Origin of the sequence: Pseudoalteromonas sp. SR44-2 (assembly GCF_014163745.1) — a bacterium.
GTDB lineage: Bacteria > Pseudomonadota > Gammaproteobacteria > Enterobacterales > Alteromonadaceae > Pseudoalteromonas > Pseudoalteromonas distincta.
On sequence record NZ_JACJDW010000013.1, the window covers coordinates 55016 to 72276 of the forward strand.

Here is a 17261-nt window from a genome sequence, read left to right on the forward strand (position 1 = left end):
GGCGAGAAATTCGCCTCAAACATTAATTAAAACGATCCGCGAATACCAAACGCGTAACGTGAGCCATTATCTTCCACTGAATAAATTTGGTTAGCAAAACGACCTGTTTGTACTAACTCTTCCTCAGTGATATTGATGCCTTCTGCAAAAATAGTGAAGTTTTCGTTAATATCGTAGCTTGCACTAATATCCCACTGGCCGTACGTTTCTACGTTCACTGGTTCACCATTGAAGCCGTTATCAACTAAGCGTAAAAAGCCTTCACGGTTGTTAAATGCAACACGTGCTTGCCAGTTGTCTTGCTCATAAAACAATACTAAGTTTTGTGAATCGCCCAAACCTTCAAGTGCAAATGTTTGAGTTGTATCATCACCTACACTAATGTCGCTATTCACAACGGTCGCATTAGCGATAAAACCAAAGCCATTTTCAAACATGTGAGTAACACCCACTTCGAAGCCGGTTACAGTTGCAGACTCACCATTTTGAGGACGGCTTACAGTGTAAACTTCTGAGCTACCAATAAGCTCATCATCTGTTTGGTCTGTACATGTAGTACACGCAAAATCAGGGCCCGAACGGTCAGACATTTCGTATGTTTCAGCACCTGTTAACGTAACAATAAAGTCGTCAACTTCTTTACTAAATACAGCAAAGCTAAATAAGTTAGCATCGTTATAGTACCACTCGTAAGAGATATCCCAGTTTTCTGATTGGAATGGTTTTAGCGCTGGGTTACCACCACTTGCTGTTAAGTTTTGACGACGTGGCTCGTTAAAGTTTGTTGCTGGAGATAACTGAGACATAGTTGGACGAGTAATACTATCGTACGCGGCAAAACGTAAAATCATATTATCTTGTAGCTCAAGCTTAACGTTGAAAGACGGTAGTAAGTTTGAGTAGCTAGTACCTTGTTCAATATTAGTCGCAGGGCCAAATACATTAGCAAACAATGTCGCATCTGACGTTGGAACTACATCGCTAATAAAGCTTTGTATTGCAGCAACTTCAATATCAGTTTCAGAATAACGAGCACCCATATTAACGGTTACTGGCATATCTGCTAGGTCAAAACCAAGCGTAAAGTCCATGTATAAGCTAGTGATGTCTTCGTTAATTGTGTAACGGTTATTTTGTAGTGTTGGCTCTACTGGAAAACCTTGATCGGCTAAGTAATCAAGCATCTTATCGCCATCGTAGCTATAAAATGTATCGATTAAACCAGGGAAGTAATTACTCGCTGTGTATGCTTCAAAATCAATTTCATCAAGCGGTGCTTGTGTACCGTAACCACAAAATTGACATTGGCTACCAAAAATTTGGAAGCTAGATTTTTCACGCTCTTGGCGATAAGCACCAAAGTTAATACGCTCTACTGGACCTTTATCTGGTACGTATTCAAAGTCGGCTTTTACTTCAGTGATTTCATCTTCATCAGTAAATTGGTTACCAATTTCATTGTAGTGAAGACGCGCTAGGCTTGGATCTGGCAATGACCCATTTTCAAAGCCATCATGCTGTACGGTAGGAATACTGCCTGTACCGTCAAAGCTGTAGCTGTTAATCATACCTACAACGTTAAAGCGATCATTACCTGCACGGTCGTTTTCAGCTGTTGAGCGAGATACATCAAATTTTGCTTTTAGTGACTCGTTTACTTGCCAATCAACATTGATACCAAATGCTTTGTTAGTTACATCACGTGAGTTACGTGTATGCGATACAAAGTCACTTGCAGGGTCGCCACTTGGTGCGCCTAGGCCTACATCTTGAGAGAAAGTTAAAAGCGTACCTGTTTCAGCATCAATTGTTGCACTGCCTACACGGTCTGGTTCAAACCAAGATGCTAAATCACGCACTGACGAATCAACTTCAAATTTTGAAATCATTCCATCAACAGTAATTGTAACATCGTCAGATGGTGCATATTGAAGCACTAAACTTGCGTTTGTACGTTCACGATCTTGCTCATCAACGACTTGATCCCAGTTACGTGGAATGTATGCATTTTCAAACAGTACACCATCAGTAGGGTTAGAAATTGTTTGGCCGCCGCGCCAACCTGCCGTTAAAATTTGGTTATTTTGAAGCTTACGTTGTTGATTAGTGATGGCAAAAAGCACACCTAGCTTGTCATCGTTAAACGTATTACTTATTAAAAATGATGCTGATGGAGATACTTCTTCAGATAAGCTTTCGTACATGCCTTTAACAGAGCCTAAAACATGTAAACCGCCAAAGTCAAAAGGACGAGCAGTAGTTACGTTAACCGTACCACCAATGCCGCCTTCTTGAAGCGTTGCTGTATTACTTTTATAAATATCAGCACCGGTGATTTGATCTGCCGCTAATACATCAAAATTAAATTCACGACCTGCACTGTCTGTCGCAATTTGACGGCCGTTAACAAGTACAGTATTAAATTGTGGACCAAAACCACGAATAGTTACCGCTTGGCCTTCACCACCACTACGGTCAATTGCTACACCTGTAATACGTTGCAGAGACTCTGCTACGTTTAAATCAGGAAATTTACCAAGATCTTCTGCTTTAATCCCGTCTGTAACAACATTAGATGCTTTTTTATCTAACATTGATGAACGTAAGCTGCTGCGGATACCCGTTACTGCGATAACTTCAACATCTTCATTTACTACTGTAGGCGTATTGCCTTCAGCGCCTTGAGCTGCAACGCTTCCGCTTGCCAATATACCAGTGATAGCAATACTGAGCGCGGTTTTCTTGTTGAACGATAACTTATTGTTAATTATCATTTTTTAAAAACTCCTGATTGTGTGTAGTCGTTGTGTCGTTGTGGTAGTGCATATAGTTTCAAATACTATTTATATTATAAATACTTTAAACCAGCAAAAAGTGCAACCTTTTCCTGAATTATGGATAGCATTTAATCACTATATTTTTGCTTTTAATTTTCTTTAAATTAACATTAAAGAGCTGTATTCACTCAGAAAAAGAGTAAATAATAACCTGTTCGTAATCCTCTCCCGGCAATAAATTAGCTTTTGGAAAATTTGTCCGGTTTGGCGCATCTGGCCAATTTTGCGCTTCAAAACACAAAGCTTGCCGTGCTTTAAAAGGCGCACCTACAAAGTTTGCGGTATAAAGTTGCATGCCTGGCTGCGTACTTTTAAGGGTTAAACTAACGTTCGTGTGTGGCGAAGTTAATGTAGCCATCGTTTTTAAACTGCTGTCATCATTGAAAATATAGCAGTGATCAAAGCCATTACCAGCTTCTAGCTGAGGGTGAACGGCGCTTAAGGCCTCACCAACTTGAGCTGGCTTAGTAAAATCAAAGCAGGTGCCTGTAGCTAAAGCGGGTTCATTAAGTGGAATACTAGTTGTATCAATAGGGAGGTAACGATCGGTATTAATTTGAACAAGGTGCTCATTAATTGATTCACTGCCATCAAGATTAAAGTAGCAATGGTTAGTAAAGTTAACGAGCGTTTCTTTATTCGTTATCGCTTTAAAGTGCAGAGTAAGCTCGCCGTTTTTAGCGCTAATCGTTTGCCAAACCTGCAACTCCCCGGGGAAACCTTGTTCTCCGTCGGGCGAGCAATAATAAAGCTCAACTTCACTTTCAGTTTGTTTACTTACTTGCCAAAGTACTTTATTAAAGCCTTTAACGCCGCCGTGCAGGCTATTAGGTCCGTTATTAGTATCTAACTGATATTCAGTACCCGATAGACTAAAACGTCCACCAGCAATGCGGTTAGCATATCTACCGACAGTTGCGCCTAAGTAAAATGGGTTTTCAAGATAGTATTGCGGGTCGTCAACGCTAAGCGTCATTTCATGTTTTTTGAATTTAATGCTTTTTATTATTGCGCCAAATGGCAAAATTTCAGCTGTTAAATTTTGACCATCACTGAGCTGAATAACTTGTAAAGGTTGGTTATTGGCAATAGATGTCACACGCATTCTCCAATCAAATTACCGAATTAACATTTCCTGTTATAACGGCGCAACAATATATAATATAAATAGTATATAATTGAAGCCTGTAACTCAATCTAAATGCGTTAAAAAATCACGACAAAAATTTACAGCTGCCATCATATATTTACAATAATTCAGCTCAGTATGGGCTTATGTAAAATATAAGCCTCGTAAAGTTAACTGCTTTGGTAAATATGCTCGTTAAGCGCCGTTTTTTCGTCAATGCTAAGCGCTTGCTTTGATTTAGCAATAAAATCGTACCTCACCATCACAGCTTTGCCTATTGCGCAGCATTTATCGTGTTGCCATGCTTCTTGCCTAAGTGTAAAAGAGCTAGTGCCTATATGCTCTACAGAGGTTTTAACTGTCACTTCGTGGCCATAAAATAATTCGCCTACAAACGACACTTCAACTTTGGCGATAATCAATTTCCAATCATGTGGATTTAAGTCTGGTGTAAAAAACTTAAAAATAGGTCCACGCGCAACTTCAAACCATACAGGGAGTACGGTATTGTTAATGTGTCCGAGTGCATCTGTTTCGCTAAAGCGCGGCATCACTTTTTCAATAAACATAAAAATCCAATAATAATTATATAAAGGTAAACCATGACGGACTTTATACGCGTTATTGATAACGCATTAAGCGATGAGTTTTGCGATGAATTTATTTCCACATTCGCGCAAAGCCCGCATGTAAGACAAGGGGTAACATCGGGCGGTGTCGACTTAAAGAAAAAAGACAGCCACGACCTACACTTAAATAATCACCCCGAATATGCACAACAATTAAAACATATACAACAAACGACTGCACAGCATGTTTTTAAGTATGTTGAAGAGCATATTTTTATGATGATTGGGGCGTTTGGCTTAAAGGTTTATCATCCAAAAACAGGCGAAGTAGTCGATTTAACCCAAGAAAATTTTGAAGAAGTGGGTAAACCGCAATTACCTTTGCTAGTTCAGCAAATTTTTAGACTTGGTAATATTCAAGCGCAAAAATACGAAGTAAACAAAGGTGGCTATCCTTACTGGCATAGTGAAGTTTATCCGCAGCTACAGCACAATGAAGCTTTGCATCGCGTGTTGTTATTTATGTTTTACTTAAACGATGTAGAGGAAGGTGGTGAAACAGAGTTTTATTATCAAAACCGTAAAATAGCCCCTCAAAAAGGCACTATGGTAATAGCACCTGGCTACTTTACACATACTCATAGAGGCAATAAGCCAGTATCAAACGATAAGTATATTTTAACCTCGTGGGTATTGTTTAACCGTGCAGAACAAATATATGGTGCACCTAAGAGTTAGCGCACCAAAAATCAGTATTATTTAACCAAGCAGTTCATCAAATAAATTAAACAACTGATCTAGCTCTTCAATGGTGTTGTAGTGCATACAACCAATGCGCACTACACCGCCTTTATCAAGCACATCTAATTGCTTGCACAACCCTTGCGCGTAAAAATTACCATCCCACACGCAAATATGCTGCTTACCTAGAAATTCTGAAACGGCGCGTGGCTCAAGCCCTTCAAAAATTAAAGCAAAAGTAGGTGTACGCTCATTAAGGCGATCAAAATCATCAATACCAAATAACTTAATACGTGGATAATTAACTAAGCGCGTTAAAAAGTGTTCGCTAAGCGCCATTTCGTGCTGCTTAGTTTTAGCAAAAGCAACGCTTAACTTTTCGCGGCGTGAATGGCTATCATCAAGTTCGCTAATCGCCGCAATGTAATCAACAGCTGCGATAAAACCAGCCATTGCTTCAAAGCTTTGCGTGCCGGTTTCCCAGCGACCTGGTGCTACGTCTTTAGCTGGCTCAACCTTGTAAGGCGTAAACCCGTCTAAATGTTCTTTTTTACCGTAAACCATACCTAAATGCGGGCCAAAAAACTTATACGCAGAGCACGCTAAGAAGTCGCAATCAAGTGCTTGCACGTCAACAAGTTCGTGCGGTGCATAATGTACGGCATCAACATAAACAAGTGCACCTACATCGTGAGCAAGCTCAACAATACGTTTAATATTATTAATTGAACCTGTGGTATTTGAAGCATAAGTGACCGCTACAAGCTTAGTGTTGCTGTTTAATAAGCTTTCAAATTGCACCATATCTAAGCTGCAATCAGCTTCGTTAATTAAAGCCGTATTGACTTTAACGCCTTTATCTTCTGCAGCTTGTTGCCACGACGATACATTCGAGAAGTGATCGGCATTGGTTACAATTATTTCATCGCCAGCCTGCCAGTCGCGTGAAATTGCACGGCTAAAACTAAACGTAAGGCTGGTCATGTTTGGACCAAACACAATTTGTTGTGAGCTAGGTGCATTAAGTAAATCAGCAGCGGCTTGGCGCGCATTCGCCATCAACTCAACCGTTTTATCACTTGAAAAAAACGCGCCACCTAAGTTCGAATTATAATGACCTAAATAAGCTGTCATCGCAGTAAGCACCGATGTTGGTACCTGCGAGCCACCTGGTCCGTCTAAAAATATTGGCGATTTACCATCAACGTTCTGCATTAATGCTGGAAACTGCTCACGTAATTGCGTTATGTTCATGCCTAACTTCCTTAAGACGTTAATACAAAACAATCCAGGTAACCTGGTTTGCTAGCATCAATTTTGTTCATAGGTGTTGCGTTATGCCACACTTGACGGTCGTTTATTAATGCAAACATGCCGTCTTTTATTTCCATTTTAAAACAAGGCTCAGCTTGCTTGTTTTCGTATACAAGCAGTTCGCCACCTTCTAAGTTCTCGTGAGAAACACCGCATATACATACATGGTCAAAACCATCTTGATGCACGCCTTCTGGCGCTGCAGGTGTATCGCTATCAATCGCAAGCATACGGAACTGATGAATTTCAATATCACGCTGCTCATCAATACCGGTAAGTTGGCGAAACTCATTTACAATGCTTTTCATGCCCTCTGACTCAAGTAAACTTTGCTCTAAATTTTCGTAAGTACGCTCTACATTACCTTGAAAAGTATTAATTGAATCATCTTGAACAAATGCTTTGGCTTGCTGTAGCTTTATTTCACCATTTTGCATTTTTACTACTGAATAGCGACGTTTACGAAAGGCACCATCTGCATAAAGGTTTGCAGGAAGGTTATCAAAAGAAGGTTTAACCAAATCAATATTTGCTTGGTTAACAAAACGTAGTTGCAATAAATTCTGGTTGTTTAATGCTGTCATAAAATCTCGCCTAAAATAATGAGAATATTGATAAGGATTTTAATGCATTTTGATAGGAATTTTTGCGCGATTAATTACTTTAAAAGCAATTTAAGACTAGAGTTAATACAATAATACAAAAAAAGAAGCATGAACTATCTAATATTTGTTTTAGCCAATAAAAAACCCGCCGAAGCGGGTTTTTAAACAAACTATAAAAGTTATACAGCTTGTTGAATAATCACGTTGTCTGCTTTTTTAGTGTAAGCAGGCATACGATGGAAGTTTAAGTAACGGTAAGTATCTGCAGCCGTTGCATTAATCTTCGCTGCGTATTCTTGGTACTCAGCTGGAGTAGGTAGTTTACCTAAAATAGCCGCTACTGCAGCAAGTTCTGCTGAAGCTAAGAATACGTTCGCGCCATTACCTAAACGGTTAGGGAAGTTACGTGTAGAGGTAGACACAACCGTTGCTTTGTCTGCAACACGTGCTTGGTTACCCATACATAGTGAACAACCTGGAGTTTCGATACGTGCACCTACACGACCAAAGATACCGTAGTAACCTTCGTCTGTAAGCTGATCTTTATCCATCTTAGTTGGCGGGGCAACCCAAAGCTGAGTTGGGATACGACCTTTAAAGCCATCTAGTAACTTACCTGCTGCGCGGAAGTGACCGATGTTAGTCATACAAGAACCGATGAATACTTCGTCGATTTTCTCGCCAGTAACATCAGATAATAAACGTGCATCATCTGGGTCATTTGGAGCACAAAGGATTGGCTCTTTGATATCTGCTAAATCGATTTCAAGTACATGTTTGTACTCTGCATCAGCGTCAGCTTCCATTAGTTCTGGGTTAGCTAACCAATCTTGCATTGCAGTAATACGACGCTCAATAGTACGTACATCGCCGTAACCTTCAGAGATCATCCATTTAAGCATAACAATGTTTGATTCTAGGTATTCTGCGATAGACTCTTTAGAAAGTTTAACCGCACAACCTGCTGCAGAACGCTCTGCAGATGCATCTGATAGTTCAAACGCTTGCTCAACAGTTAGGTGTTCAACGCCTTCAATTTCTAGTACACGACCAGAGAATTCGTTAATTTTACCTTTTTTCTCAACTGTTAATAAACCTTCTTTAATACCGAAGTAAGGGATTGCATGTACAAGGTCACGTAAAGTGATACCTGGTTGCATTTCACCTTTAAAGCGAACCAAAATTGACTCAGGCATATCAAGAGGCATAACACCTGTAGCTGCTGCGAATGCTACTGCACCCGAACCTGCTGGGAATGAAATACCTAATGGGAAACGTGTATGTGAATCACCACCAGTACCTACAGTATCTGGTAATAACATACGGTTTAACCATGAGTGAATTACACCATCACCTGGGCGAAGTGACACACCGCCACGGTTCATGATGAAATCAGGAAGCGTATGGTGAGTGTTTACATCGATTGGTTTAGGGTAAGCCGACGTATGACAGAAAGACTGCATTGTTAAATCTGCAGAAAAACCTAAACATGCTAAGTCTTTAAGTTCGTCACGTGTCATAGGACCTGTTGTATCTTGCGAGCCAACAGTTGTCATTTTAGGTTCACAGTATTGGCCTGGGCGAATACCTGGAACGTTACACGCTTTACCAACCATTTTTTGCGCTAGTGTGAAGCCTTTTTCAGACACTTCTGTCACTGTTGGTACTTTAAACACATCAGTTGGACCTAAGCCAAGTGATGTACGTGCTTTATCAGTTAAACCACGACCAATGATAAGTGGTATACGACCACCAGCACGAACTTCATCTAAAATTACATCAGATTTAAGTTCAAAAGTTGAGATTACTTTGTCAGTACCGTGGCTCTTAACAACACCTTCGTACGGGTAAATATCGATTTGCTCACCCATGTTAAGCTCATCAACATTTAATTCAATTGGTAATGCACCTGAATCTTCCATTGTATTGAAGAAGATTGGAGCAATTTTATTACCTAGACATACACCGCCAACACGCTTGTTTGGTACGAATGGGATATCATCGCCCATGAACCAAAGTACAGAGTTAGTTGCAGACTTACGAGAAGAACCAGTACCAACAACGTCACCTACATATGCAAGTGGTAAGCCTTTAGTTTTTAATTCTTCAAGCTGAGAGATTGGACCTACTTCGCCTGGCTTGTCTGGTGTAATTCCATCACGTTCAATTTTTAGCATTGCTAAAGCATGAAGTGGGATATCTGGACGAGACCATGCATCTGGTGCTGGTGATAAGTCATCAGTATTTGTCTCGCCAGTTACTTTAAATACAGTAACTGAGATCTTTTCAGCAACAGCTGGCTTATTAGTAAACCATTCTGCATTTGCCCAAGACTCAATAATTTGCTTAGCGAATGTATTACCCGCTTTTGCTTTTTCTTCAACATCGTAGAACGCATCAAACATAAGTAATGTATTTGAAAGGCCTTTAACTACGATTGGTGCAAGTGTTTCGTCATCAAGTAGGTCAATCATTGGCGCGATATTGTAACCGCCCAGCATTGTACCTAATAATTCTGCCGCTTTTTCTTTAGAAACAAGTGGAGAATTAGCTTCACCTTTAGCTACAGCTGCTAAAAATCCCGCTTTAATATAGGCAGCATCATCAACACCAGCTGGTATACGCTGAATGAACAAATCTAAAATGAATTCTTCTTCACCTGCAGGTGGGTTTTTTATTAATTCAATAAGATCAGCAGTTTGCTGAGCATCTAATGGCGCTGGTACGATACCTAACGCGGCACGTTCTTCTACGTGTTTACGATATTCTTGTAGCACAATATTGCCCTCTTGGTGACGTGAAAGTATCCGGTAGCGCTTTGGGCGCAAATAAGTTACCCAATACTTATAGTATTCTAACGCGTAATTATAAAGCTTTTATGGATAGATGAAAATCCATCCAGTTGCGCAACTGATTATACCGATTATAAATACTATGAATAGTGGTTGTGGTAAAAACTATTTTCATGAATACTTGTTAAGTAAGAATCATTACCATTAACTAATATTAATTTATTACAGGCATAAAAAAACCCAGCACTTGGCTGGGTCTTTATTACAAACTATTTAATTAACGTAAAACTTTAACGTTTTTGATAGTTTTGATATGCGCTTCTACACGACGGTTTTCTGCGTTTGCAGCTTTAGTGTTTGCATCATTTTTAAGACGCTCTTCACCTAAACCAACTGTAGTAATACGGTCTTCAGCAATACCATCAGCAACAAGTTGCTTAGCTACAGCATCAGCACGTTTTTTAGATAACCATTTATTGTAAGTTGCTTTACCTACAGCAGAAGTGTGACCTTCTAATAGTACTGTTGTATCTGGGTACTCTTTTAAGAATGCAGATACTTTTTCAATATCATTTAAGTATTGAGTAGATACTGCAGAAGCATTGTTAGGGAAAGTCACTAATAAGCTTACTGTTACTTCTTTATCTTCATATAAAGTACAACCAGTACCATCTACAGCATCAGTCATAGGTGTGTTAGGACACTTATCATCTGCGTCAAGAATGTTATCGTTGTCGCTGTCTACAGGAGCTACAGCTACTTCAACCACTTTAGGCTCTGGAGCTGGTTTTACTGGCTCTACAGGAGCAGAGTTTTGGCCAAATAAGTAGTTAATACCAATTTTAGCGCCAACATCTGTGTAACCACGGTCAAGACCTTGGTATACAGCTGTTTCAGCATTTACAAATAAGCCATCTGTAATGAAATGTTGGTAACCAACACCTGCATTTAAGAATGTGTTGTCATCAACTACGTCAATTTCTTTAATACCGAAAAGACCATAGAAAGGACCGCCGTCTAAATGGTAAAGAGCATCAATACCGTAACGCTCGCCATCAATATTGTTACGGTTGCCAGCAACTTTATCAAAAGCATTAAAATCCATGTCTGCATATTCAAGACGTGCGCTCCAGTAATCACTGAAACGGTAACCTGCTTCAACACCCCAGCCAGTTGATTCGTTTACATCAAGACCGGCTTGGTCACGCATGTTTTTCCAAGATGCGTCATAGTAGTCGCCAAATGCGCCAATGTAGAAACCTTCTTCTTTATCAGCAGCGAATGTAGATGCGCTAGTTGCAGCCAACGCGATTGCAATTGTAAGTGATTTTAATTTCATTGTTTTCTTCCCATTTGAACAATTTTAAATTGTAGCTAATCGATACTAGCTCAATCAGTTTTATATAGACTAACTGAGCCTTTGTTAATCAATACTTAACGAAAAATAAAGTTTATTACTTTTTTCTATGCCTTGTCGCAACACACATCCACTTACTATAGGCGAAATTAAAACTTTATTGAAAAATAAATATAGTAGTTTTTTGTAAATTAGTACTTAGCAAGGAATGTAAGAGCAATTAAATTAAATGCACTTATAAATGCAAAGAAATATTGCTTGCTTTTAATTGTGCGCATAATACCACCAGAATTAGCATTCCCCTAGGTATATGCGCATGTTTGATTAAAAAATGACTCTTTTTAATCATGCGGTTATATTTAAAGTTAAGTATTAAGTACCACAAAAAGTCTGGTAGTCATTATCATTCGTCGGTGGAGAGCAAAACTCTGATAACTTTTCACCGTAAGAGTATGGATTACCGGCTATTTTTATAAAGCGCTGTAGTAACTCGCTGGATCCTGTAGCGTTATATTGTGCAATTATTTCTTCGATCACATGATTACGCGGTATAACACGAGGATTTGCCGCTCTCATTACTTCATAACTATTATCGTCAGTTAAACTTACCCACTTAGCTCTCCATTCAATTAGCGACTCAGGTACGCTTTTTTCTCCTTTTAAGGATTCAGTAAGCGCATCAAAGGTATTGGTGTAATCGAGCTGATTATCTTTTAATAGCGTTAACAACTCTGCTATTAACTCGCCACTACTATCGCTAGATTCATTTAAACCCAGTTTTTGTGCCCACATAGCCGTAAACTCAGTATTAAACTGCTCAGCAAAACTATTAATAAATGGCGTCATTAATGAAACCGCTTGCTCGTCATCATCGCTAATAAGCGGTATTAAACTCTCAGCTAAGCGTGCGCAGTTCCAGTTAGCTATATTAGGTTGATTACCAAATGCATAGCGGCCTTGTTTGTCTATAGAGCTAAATACGGTATCAAAATCAAAGCTATTCATCATGGCACACGGGCCGTAATCAATGGTCTCTCCGCTAACTAGCGTATTATCTGTATTCATTACTCCGTGAATAAAGCCAACACGCATCCAGCTCACAACTAGCTTAACTTGGTTTTTAATCACAGCGCCTAAAAATGCTAAATATCGCTGCGAACCTGTATCGGTTATTTCTGGGTAGTGTCGCTCTATAGCTAATTCGGCTAAATTTTTAAGCCCTTCAACATCGCCTTGCGTCGCTAAATATTGAAACGAGCCAACACGAATATGACTCGTTGCTACACGCGTAACGATAGCCCCTGCTTGTGGCGGATTACGATAAACCGTTTCACCACTACCAACAACCGCTAAGCAGCGTGTGGTTTTAACTCCCAGTGCATGCATTGCCTCGCTCATTACGTATTCACGAATAGCAGGGCCAAGAGCACAACGTCCATCTCCCCCTCTTGAGTAAGGAGTAGCACCAGAGCCTTTTAATTGAATATCCCATAACTGGTTTTCATCATCACTAATAGCGCCCAGTAAGTGCGCTCGTCCATCGCCTAAGCGTGGTGAAAAATGTCCAAATTGGTGCCCAGAGTAACCAAGTGCTACTGCAGGAATCGCCTGTTTTTCGTTACCGCTAAAAGTGCTGGCACGCAAATCAGCCGCAACGTTAATATTAAACTCTTTTGCTAAGCTCTCATTCCACAGTAATAACTGAGGAGAGGCGACACTTGCAGGGAAATCTTCTATTGCGAAGTTTTCTGCAACATCTGTGTATCTTGGCACTAATTTCATGGTAATTCCTATTGTTGCTGACTTATACCAACACGGTTGTCACCTACGCCATAAGCAACAATTAAGCTTAACTCTTGCATACTTAAGCCGCTTTGCTTTTGCATTTCGTTAAAAAAAGCTTGGGCTGCATTTAGTGACTTTTTAGTTTGTAAGCCGCCGTCTATAATTTTATGGGCACGTAAATAATTCTCTACATCGCGTGATAGTAAAAATGTATCTTTACCAAGTGCTCGCAGCGCGTAAGGCCCTGTATTTCCGCCTAAACGCGAACCATGTTTTTTTAAATACGCCCACAAACCAATAATATTGTCTGCTGGCCAATTAGCGACAAACTGGCTAAAACTGCCATGTTCTTGTGCTATTTCGTGGATCATGTAAGCATTTTCAGTAATTGTTTTTACTTTTTTATAGTTACGAACAATACGCTCATCCGTTGCTTTTTGTTCCAGCATATCGGGGGGCATCATTAATAACTTATCGACGCTAAAATCCCAAAAAACCTCTCTAAATCCCGACCACTTATTATTAATGACTGACCAATAAAAGCCGCTTTGAAATACTTTTCGAGTAAATTCTTCCAGCCAATCGTCGTCACTTAACATGCTTAGTTGTTTTTTAGATAGCGGTTTTGCAAGTAATAACCTAAGCATTTTTTCAGAGCCTTTTCGCTCTACCGCTCGCTTATAAATATCGCTAAATTTTTCCATACTAATTAAATACCTCACTACTTATGTTGCTAGTGTACGAGAAAAGCACCTAATACGTAACCACCCCTCTTTTCGATGAATTGATCTGTATTTAGTCGCTTGACACCTAGACGGCTAAAATGCTTTAATCGCCGTAATTACCCTATTTAAATTGCACAGGTTTGTAAGTTTTACCCTACAAACAGGTGCAAAGGGCTAGAAGAGGTGCGTTATTCAGGTAGCGTATGTTAGGAGCGCAAACTCCAGTAAGCATACGTGAGGGGAATTAACGCCGAGAAGTAACCACTTTTGCGAGGTGTTTATTTCGGGCGACTAGGTTGAACCCTAGCGACTGTCACCAATAGCTGCTTATAAAAAGCAGCCTGTTAGTTTGGTGGAGAGCTTCTGGTCTTAAATATTAAGGCCGTGCGCCCTATTATTTTAAGCCCATTCGCTCTTCGAATTATTAGTTCGAACGACGTTAATGCGGCTCCTTCCATAAAGCTTTTTAACTCTTCGAATAATACCAATTACATTAAATTAGTTATCGTTAAAATGATCACGTTTTTAATAAAATTGGTACAAATTATAAGTTCGTGAGAGATGATCAACAACTTCAATTTAAACGACTACTCACTGTGGACCGCGCTCGTTACGCCATTTGATCAACACGGCGATGTTGACTACAACACGTTAACTAAGTTGGTTAGCGATCAAGAAGCGGCACATAACGGTATTTTGCTACTTGGCAGTACGGGCGAAGGTTTAGCACTAACGCTAAAAGAACAACAAGCCATTGTTGAGCACGTATGCCAGCTAAAACCAACAGTACCACTCATGGTAGCTGTGGGCGGTAGTAACTTAAAGCAACAAATTGAGTGGGTTAACTACTGTAATACACTCCCAATTCATAGCTTTTTACTTGGCTCACCGCTTTATGCAAAACCTGGTGCTATAGGTCAAACTCATTGGTTTGAAAGCCTACTAAATGCAAGCGCTCACCCATGTATGCTTTATAACGTACCGGGTCGAAGTGCTGTTAGCATCCCAGTGGCAACAATTCAAAACTTACAAAACAATAAAAACTTATGGGCGTTAAAAGAAGCGAGCGGCAGCATTGCTCAGTTTGAAGCTTACCGCCAAGCCGCGCCTAATTTAGCTATTTTTAGTGGCGACGATGCGCTAATGCCTTATTTTGCTCAAGCTGGCGCAAAAGGTTTGGTGTCGGTAGCTGCAAATGCATGGCCTGAACAAACTCACGAGTTTGTTAAGCGCAGTTTAAGTGGTCAACACCCTAATTTATTTGCCCAGTGGTCAAGCGCTATTAATAGCCTATTTGCTGTCGCAAACCCTATTCCCGTAAAGGTACTGATGCATTTGCAAGGTCGCTTAAGCAGCCCGCAACTTCGTCCACCTTTAACACATCTTGAGTTAACTCAAACCGATTGCATCACAACTGCAAACAACACCATTTTATCTTGGCATTAAATACAGGTTTTTATAATGAGCTGGTTAGAACTATTAAATAATTTAGAATCGGGCGCAGTACGCGCAGCATCACAAAACGAAAGCGGCCAATGGCAAGCTAACGTAGAAGTAAAGCAAGGCATTTTAGAAGCCTTTAAAAATGGCACTAATACTGAGTTTGCAGGCGGCTTTGTTGATAAACATAACCTAGCTCCGCAAGAATTTAGTACTGATGATGGCGTTCGTATGGTACCAGGTGGCTCAAGTGTTCGCCGTGGTGCTTATGTTGCTAAAGGCACGATTATTATGCCACCAGCGTATGTAAACATTGGTGCATATATCGACGAAGGCACAATGGTAGATAGCCACGCATTGGTGGGTTCTTGTGCACAAGTAGGTAAAAACGTACATTTAAGCGCTGCAGTTCAGCTTGGTGGTGTACTTGAGCCAATTGGTGCCAGCCCAGTAGTGGTTGAAGATGATGCATTTATTGGTGCAGGCTGTATTATTGTTGAAGGCGTAGTCATTAAAAAAGGCGCAGTACTTGCACCAGGCGTGCGTTTATCTGCGACTATTCCAGTTTACGACTGCGTAAACGAGCGCCAACTAGATAAAGGCGAGCCTATTCCTGAATATGCCATTGTAATACCGGGCTCTCGTCCTGCGTCAAACGAATGGGCACGCAAGCAAGGCTTAAGTATGTCGTGTGCGTTAATTGTCAAATACCGCGACGAACAAAGCGATGCATCATTATTACTTGAAGAGGTTTTACGATAATGAGCTTTTTGAGCACGCCTATCAAAACTGCTGTAAATACTATTACACAACAACTTGATACACCTTTTTTTGTTTACGACCTAGATCAACTAAACACGCATCTTGCGCGTTTAGTTGCGCAAACCGATGTAAAACTGTGGTACGCGGTAAAAGCAAACCCACTGTCTAAAATTATTCAAAGCTTAGACAACGCCGGTTTTAATTTTGACGTAGCAAGTAAAGGTGAGCTTGAGCAAGTATTAGCACAAGGTATTAGCTCACAGCGCGTGCTCAACACAGGGCCTGCAAAAAGCCCTAAACAAATTAAACACTTTATTGAGCGCGGCGTGCGCATATTTGTTGCAGAAAGCCTCAATCAAGTACGTTGGTTAAACCAACAAGCGCAACTGCAAAATACGCAACTCCAAGTACTACTGCGTGTACAATTACGCTGGCCTGAAGGTGAAAAAAACCCACTGGGCGGCGATAGCCTTACGCCGTTTGGTTTGGGTTGTAATGAGTGGCAAGCACTCAATGTAGCCGAGTACCCTGCACTTAAGTTTGACGGCCTGCATATTTTTCAGTGGGGCAACATGCTTAGCACGCAAAAACTAAGCGAATTGTGGTCACAAATGATTGCACCACTTAGCCAACTTGCCAGCGATTTAAATATTAGCCTTAAAATTCTCGATTTAGGCGGCGGCTTAGGTATCCCTTATACACAAAATGAAGCAACACTTGATTGGGATGACTTAATTGCTGCGCTCGCTAAAATTAAAAATGATGCTGGCGTAGAAGAATTATGGATGGAACTTGGTCGCTATGCCGTTGGCGAATGCGGTCATTACGCAAACCCAGTAGTAGAGCGCAAACAAAACTACAATCAAGAACAAGTAATTTTAAGCGGCGGTATAAATCACTTATTACGCCCTGCTGTTACCAGCCAAGACTTTCCTGCTGCATTACTGCGTGAATCCAGTGCTAAAACTCAAGCGGTCACTTTATACGGCCCACTTTGTACAGCGCTTGATTGCTTGGGTGAACATAACTTACCAAGCGATTTAAATGAGCACGACTGGCTAGTGTTTAGCCAATGCGGTGCTTACGGCTTTACCGAAAGTATGCCGTATTTTTTATGCCATGAGCTAGCTGCTGAGTACACCTTGCAAAACGGTACACTTACCTGTGTTCGCCAAGCCGAAAATGCCAGCCATTATTTAAGGTAA

The 17261-nt window shown here is 40.4% G+C and carries 13 protein-coding genes and 1 riboswitch; of the genes, 4 read left to right on the forward strand and 9 right to left on the reverse strand.

The features are described 5' to 3' along the window. Window positions 1-26 precede the first annotated feature (26 nt). The 3 genes from H5115_RS09950 to H5115_RS09960 form a co-directional block, all read right to left on the reverse strand. Window positions 27-2774 carry a TonB-dependent receptor gene (locus tag H5115_RS09950; protein ID WP_182755024.1) on the reverse strand — a complete coding sequence of 916 codons (2748 nt, stop codon included), beginning with the start codon at window positions 2772-2774 and terminating at the stop codon, window positions 27-29. Window positions 2775-2961: 187 nt separating this feature from the next. Then, a complete protein-coding gene (locus tag H5115_RS09955; protein WP_182674075.1) occupies window positions 2962-3936 on the reverse strand; it encodes an aldose epimerase family protein in 975 nt (324 codons plus the stop codon). 200 nt (window positions 3937-4136) lie between these two features. Next, the gene (locus H5115_RS09960; RefSeq protein ID WP_182671870.1) at window positions 4137-4535 is read right to left on the reverse strand and encodes a thioesterase family protein; all 399 of its coding nucleotides are present in this window, start codon (window positions 4533-4535) and stop codon (window positions 4137-4139) included. Between the two features lie 33 nt (window positions 4536-4568). Between H5115_RS09960 and H5115_RS09965 the strand changes: the two genes are divergently transcribed. Beyond that, entirely contained in the window at window positions 4569-5273 is a 705-nt protein-coding gene (locus H5115_RS09965; RefSeq protein ID WP_182671869.1) for a 2OG-Fe(II) oxygenase, read from the forward strand. 21 nt (window positions 5274-5294) lie between these two features. Here H5115_RS09965 and H5115_RS09970 read toward each other — a convergent pair whose 3' ends face one another. The 6 genes from H5115_RS09970 to H5115_RS09995 all read right to left on the reverse strand — a co-directional run bounded on the left by H5115_RS09970 (window position 5295) and on the right by H5115_RS09995 (window position 13833). Further along, a complete protein-coding gene (locus H5115_RS09970; protein WP_182671868.1) occupies window positions 5295-6530 on the reverse strand; it encodes a cysteine desulfurase-like protein in 1236 nt (411 codons plus the stop codon). An 11-nt stretch (window positions 6531-6541) separates the two neighbouring features. Continuing rightward, complete coding sequence (locus tag H5115_RS09975) at window positions 6542-7174, reverse strand: 2OG-Fe dioxygenase family protein (RefSeq protein WP_002958808.1); 633 nt, start codon at window positions 7172-7174, stop codon at window positions 6542-6544. 200 nt (window positions 7175-7374) lie between these two features. Then, on the reverse strand, window positions 7375-9972 hold the full coding sequence (gene acnB / locus H5115_RS09980) for a bifunctional aconitate hydratase 2/2-methylisocitrate dehydratase (RefSeq protein ID WP_039488618.1): 2598 nt from the start codon (window positions 9970-9972) through the stop codon (window positions 7375-7377). A 292-nt stretch (window positions 9973-10264) separates the two neighbouring features. Beyond that, window positions 10265-11326: an OmpA family protein gene (locus H5115_RS09985; RefSeq protein ID WP_182671867.1), complete on the reverse strand. Its 1062-nt coding sequence runs from the start codon at window positions 11324-11326 to the stop codon at window positions 10265-10267. Between the two features lie 390 nt (window positions 11327-11716). Further along, window positions 11717-13126 carry a YdiU family protein gene (locus tag H5115_RS09990; protein WP_182755026.1) on the reverse strand — a complete coding sequence of 470 codons (1410 nt, stop codon included), beginning with the start codon at window positions 13124-13126 and terminating at the stop codon, window positions 11717-11719. An 8-nt stretch (window positions 13127-13134) separates the two neighbouring features. Further along, complete coding sequence (locus H5115_RS09995) at window positions 13135-13833, reverse strand: DNA-3-methyladenine glycosylase I (RefSeq protein ID WP_182755028.1); 699 nt, start codon at window positions 13831-13833, stop codon at window positions 13135-13137. 191 nt (window positions 13834-14024) lie between these two features. Then, window positions 14025-14225: riboswitch (Lysine riboswitch) on the forward strand. A gap of 190 nt (window positions 14226-14415) precedes the next feature. Between H5115_RS09995 and dapA the strand changes: the two genes are divergently transcribed. From dapA to H5115_RS10010, 3 genes are read left to right on the forward strand one after another with little or no spacing between them, the layout of a single operon-like run. Continuing rightward, window positions 14416-15300, forward strand: a complete 885-nt coding sequence (gene dapA, locus H5115_RS10000; RefSeq protein WP_182674052.1) for a 4-hydroxy-tetrahydrodipicolinate synthase — start codon at window positions 14416-14418, stop codon at window positions 15298-15300. 15 nt (window positions 15301-15315) lie between these two features. Beyond that, window positions 15316-16056, forward strand: a complete 741-nt coding sequence (locus tag H5115_RS10005) for a 2,3,4,5-tetrahydropyridine-2,6-dicarboxylate N-succinyltransferase (RefSeq protein ID WP_182755030.1) — start codon at window positions 15316-15318, stop codon at window positions 16054-16056. Then, window positions 16056-17261, forward strand: coding sequence for a PLP-dependent decarboxylase (locus H5115_RS10010; RefSeq protein WP_182755032.1), 1206 nt, complete (start codon window positions 16056-16058; stop codon window positions 17259-17261). Before H5115_RS10005 ends, H5115_RS10010 begins: the two co-directional genes overlap by 1 nt.

Coding starts and splice junctions, on each gene's coding strand:
- H5115_RS09950 (WP_182755024.1), bottom strand. CDS start 2,774: ATGATAATTAACAATAAGTTATCGTTCAACAAGAAAACCGCGCTCAGT.
- H5115_RS09960 (WP_182671870.1), bottom strand. CDS start 4,535: ATGTTTATTGAAAAAGTGATGCCGCGCTTTAGCGAAACAGATGCACTC.
- H5115_RS09965 (WP_182671869.1), top strand. CDS start 4,569: ATGACGGACTTTATACGCGTTATTGATAACGCATTAAGCGATGAGTTT.
- H5115_RS09970 (WP_182671868.1), bottom strand. CDS start 6,530: ATGAACATAACGCAATTACGTGAGCAGTTTCCAGCATTAATGCAGAAC.
- H5115_RS09975 (WP_002958808.1), bottom strand. CDS start 7,174: ATGACAGCATTAAACAACCAGAATTTATTGCAACTACGTTTTGTTAAC.
- H5115_RS09985 (WP_182671867.1), bottom strand. CDS start 11,326: ATGAAATTAAAATCACTTACAATTGCAATCGCGTTGGCTGCAACTAGC.
- H5115_RS09990 (WP_182755026.1), bottom strand. CDS start 13,126: ATGAAATTAGTGCCAAGATACACAGATGTTGCAGAAAACTTCGCAATA.
- H5115_RS09995 (WP_182755028.1), bottom strand. CDS start 13,833: ATGGAAAAATTTAGCGATATTTATAAGCGAGCGGTAGAGCGAAAAGGC.
- dapA (WP_182674052.1), top strand. CDS start 14,416: ATGATCAACAACTTCAATTTAAACGACTACTCACTGTGGACCGCGCTC.
- H5115_RS10005 (WP_182755030.1), top strand. CDS start 15,316: ATGAGCTGGTTAGAACTATTAAATAATTTAGAATCGGGCGCAGTACGC.
- H5115_RS10010 (WP_182755032.1), top strand. CDS start 16,056: ATGAGCTTTTTGAGCACGCCTATCAAAACTGCTGTAAATACTATTACA.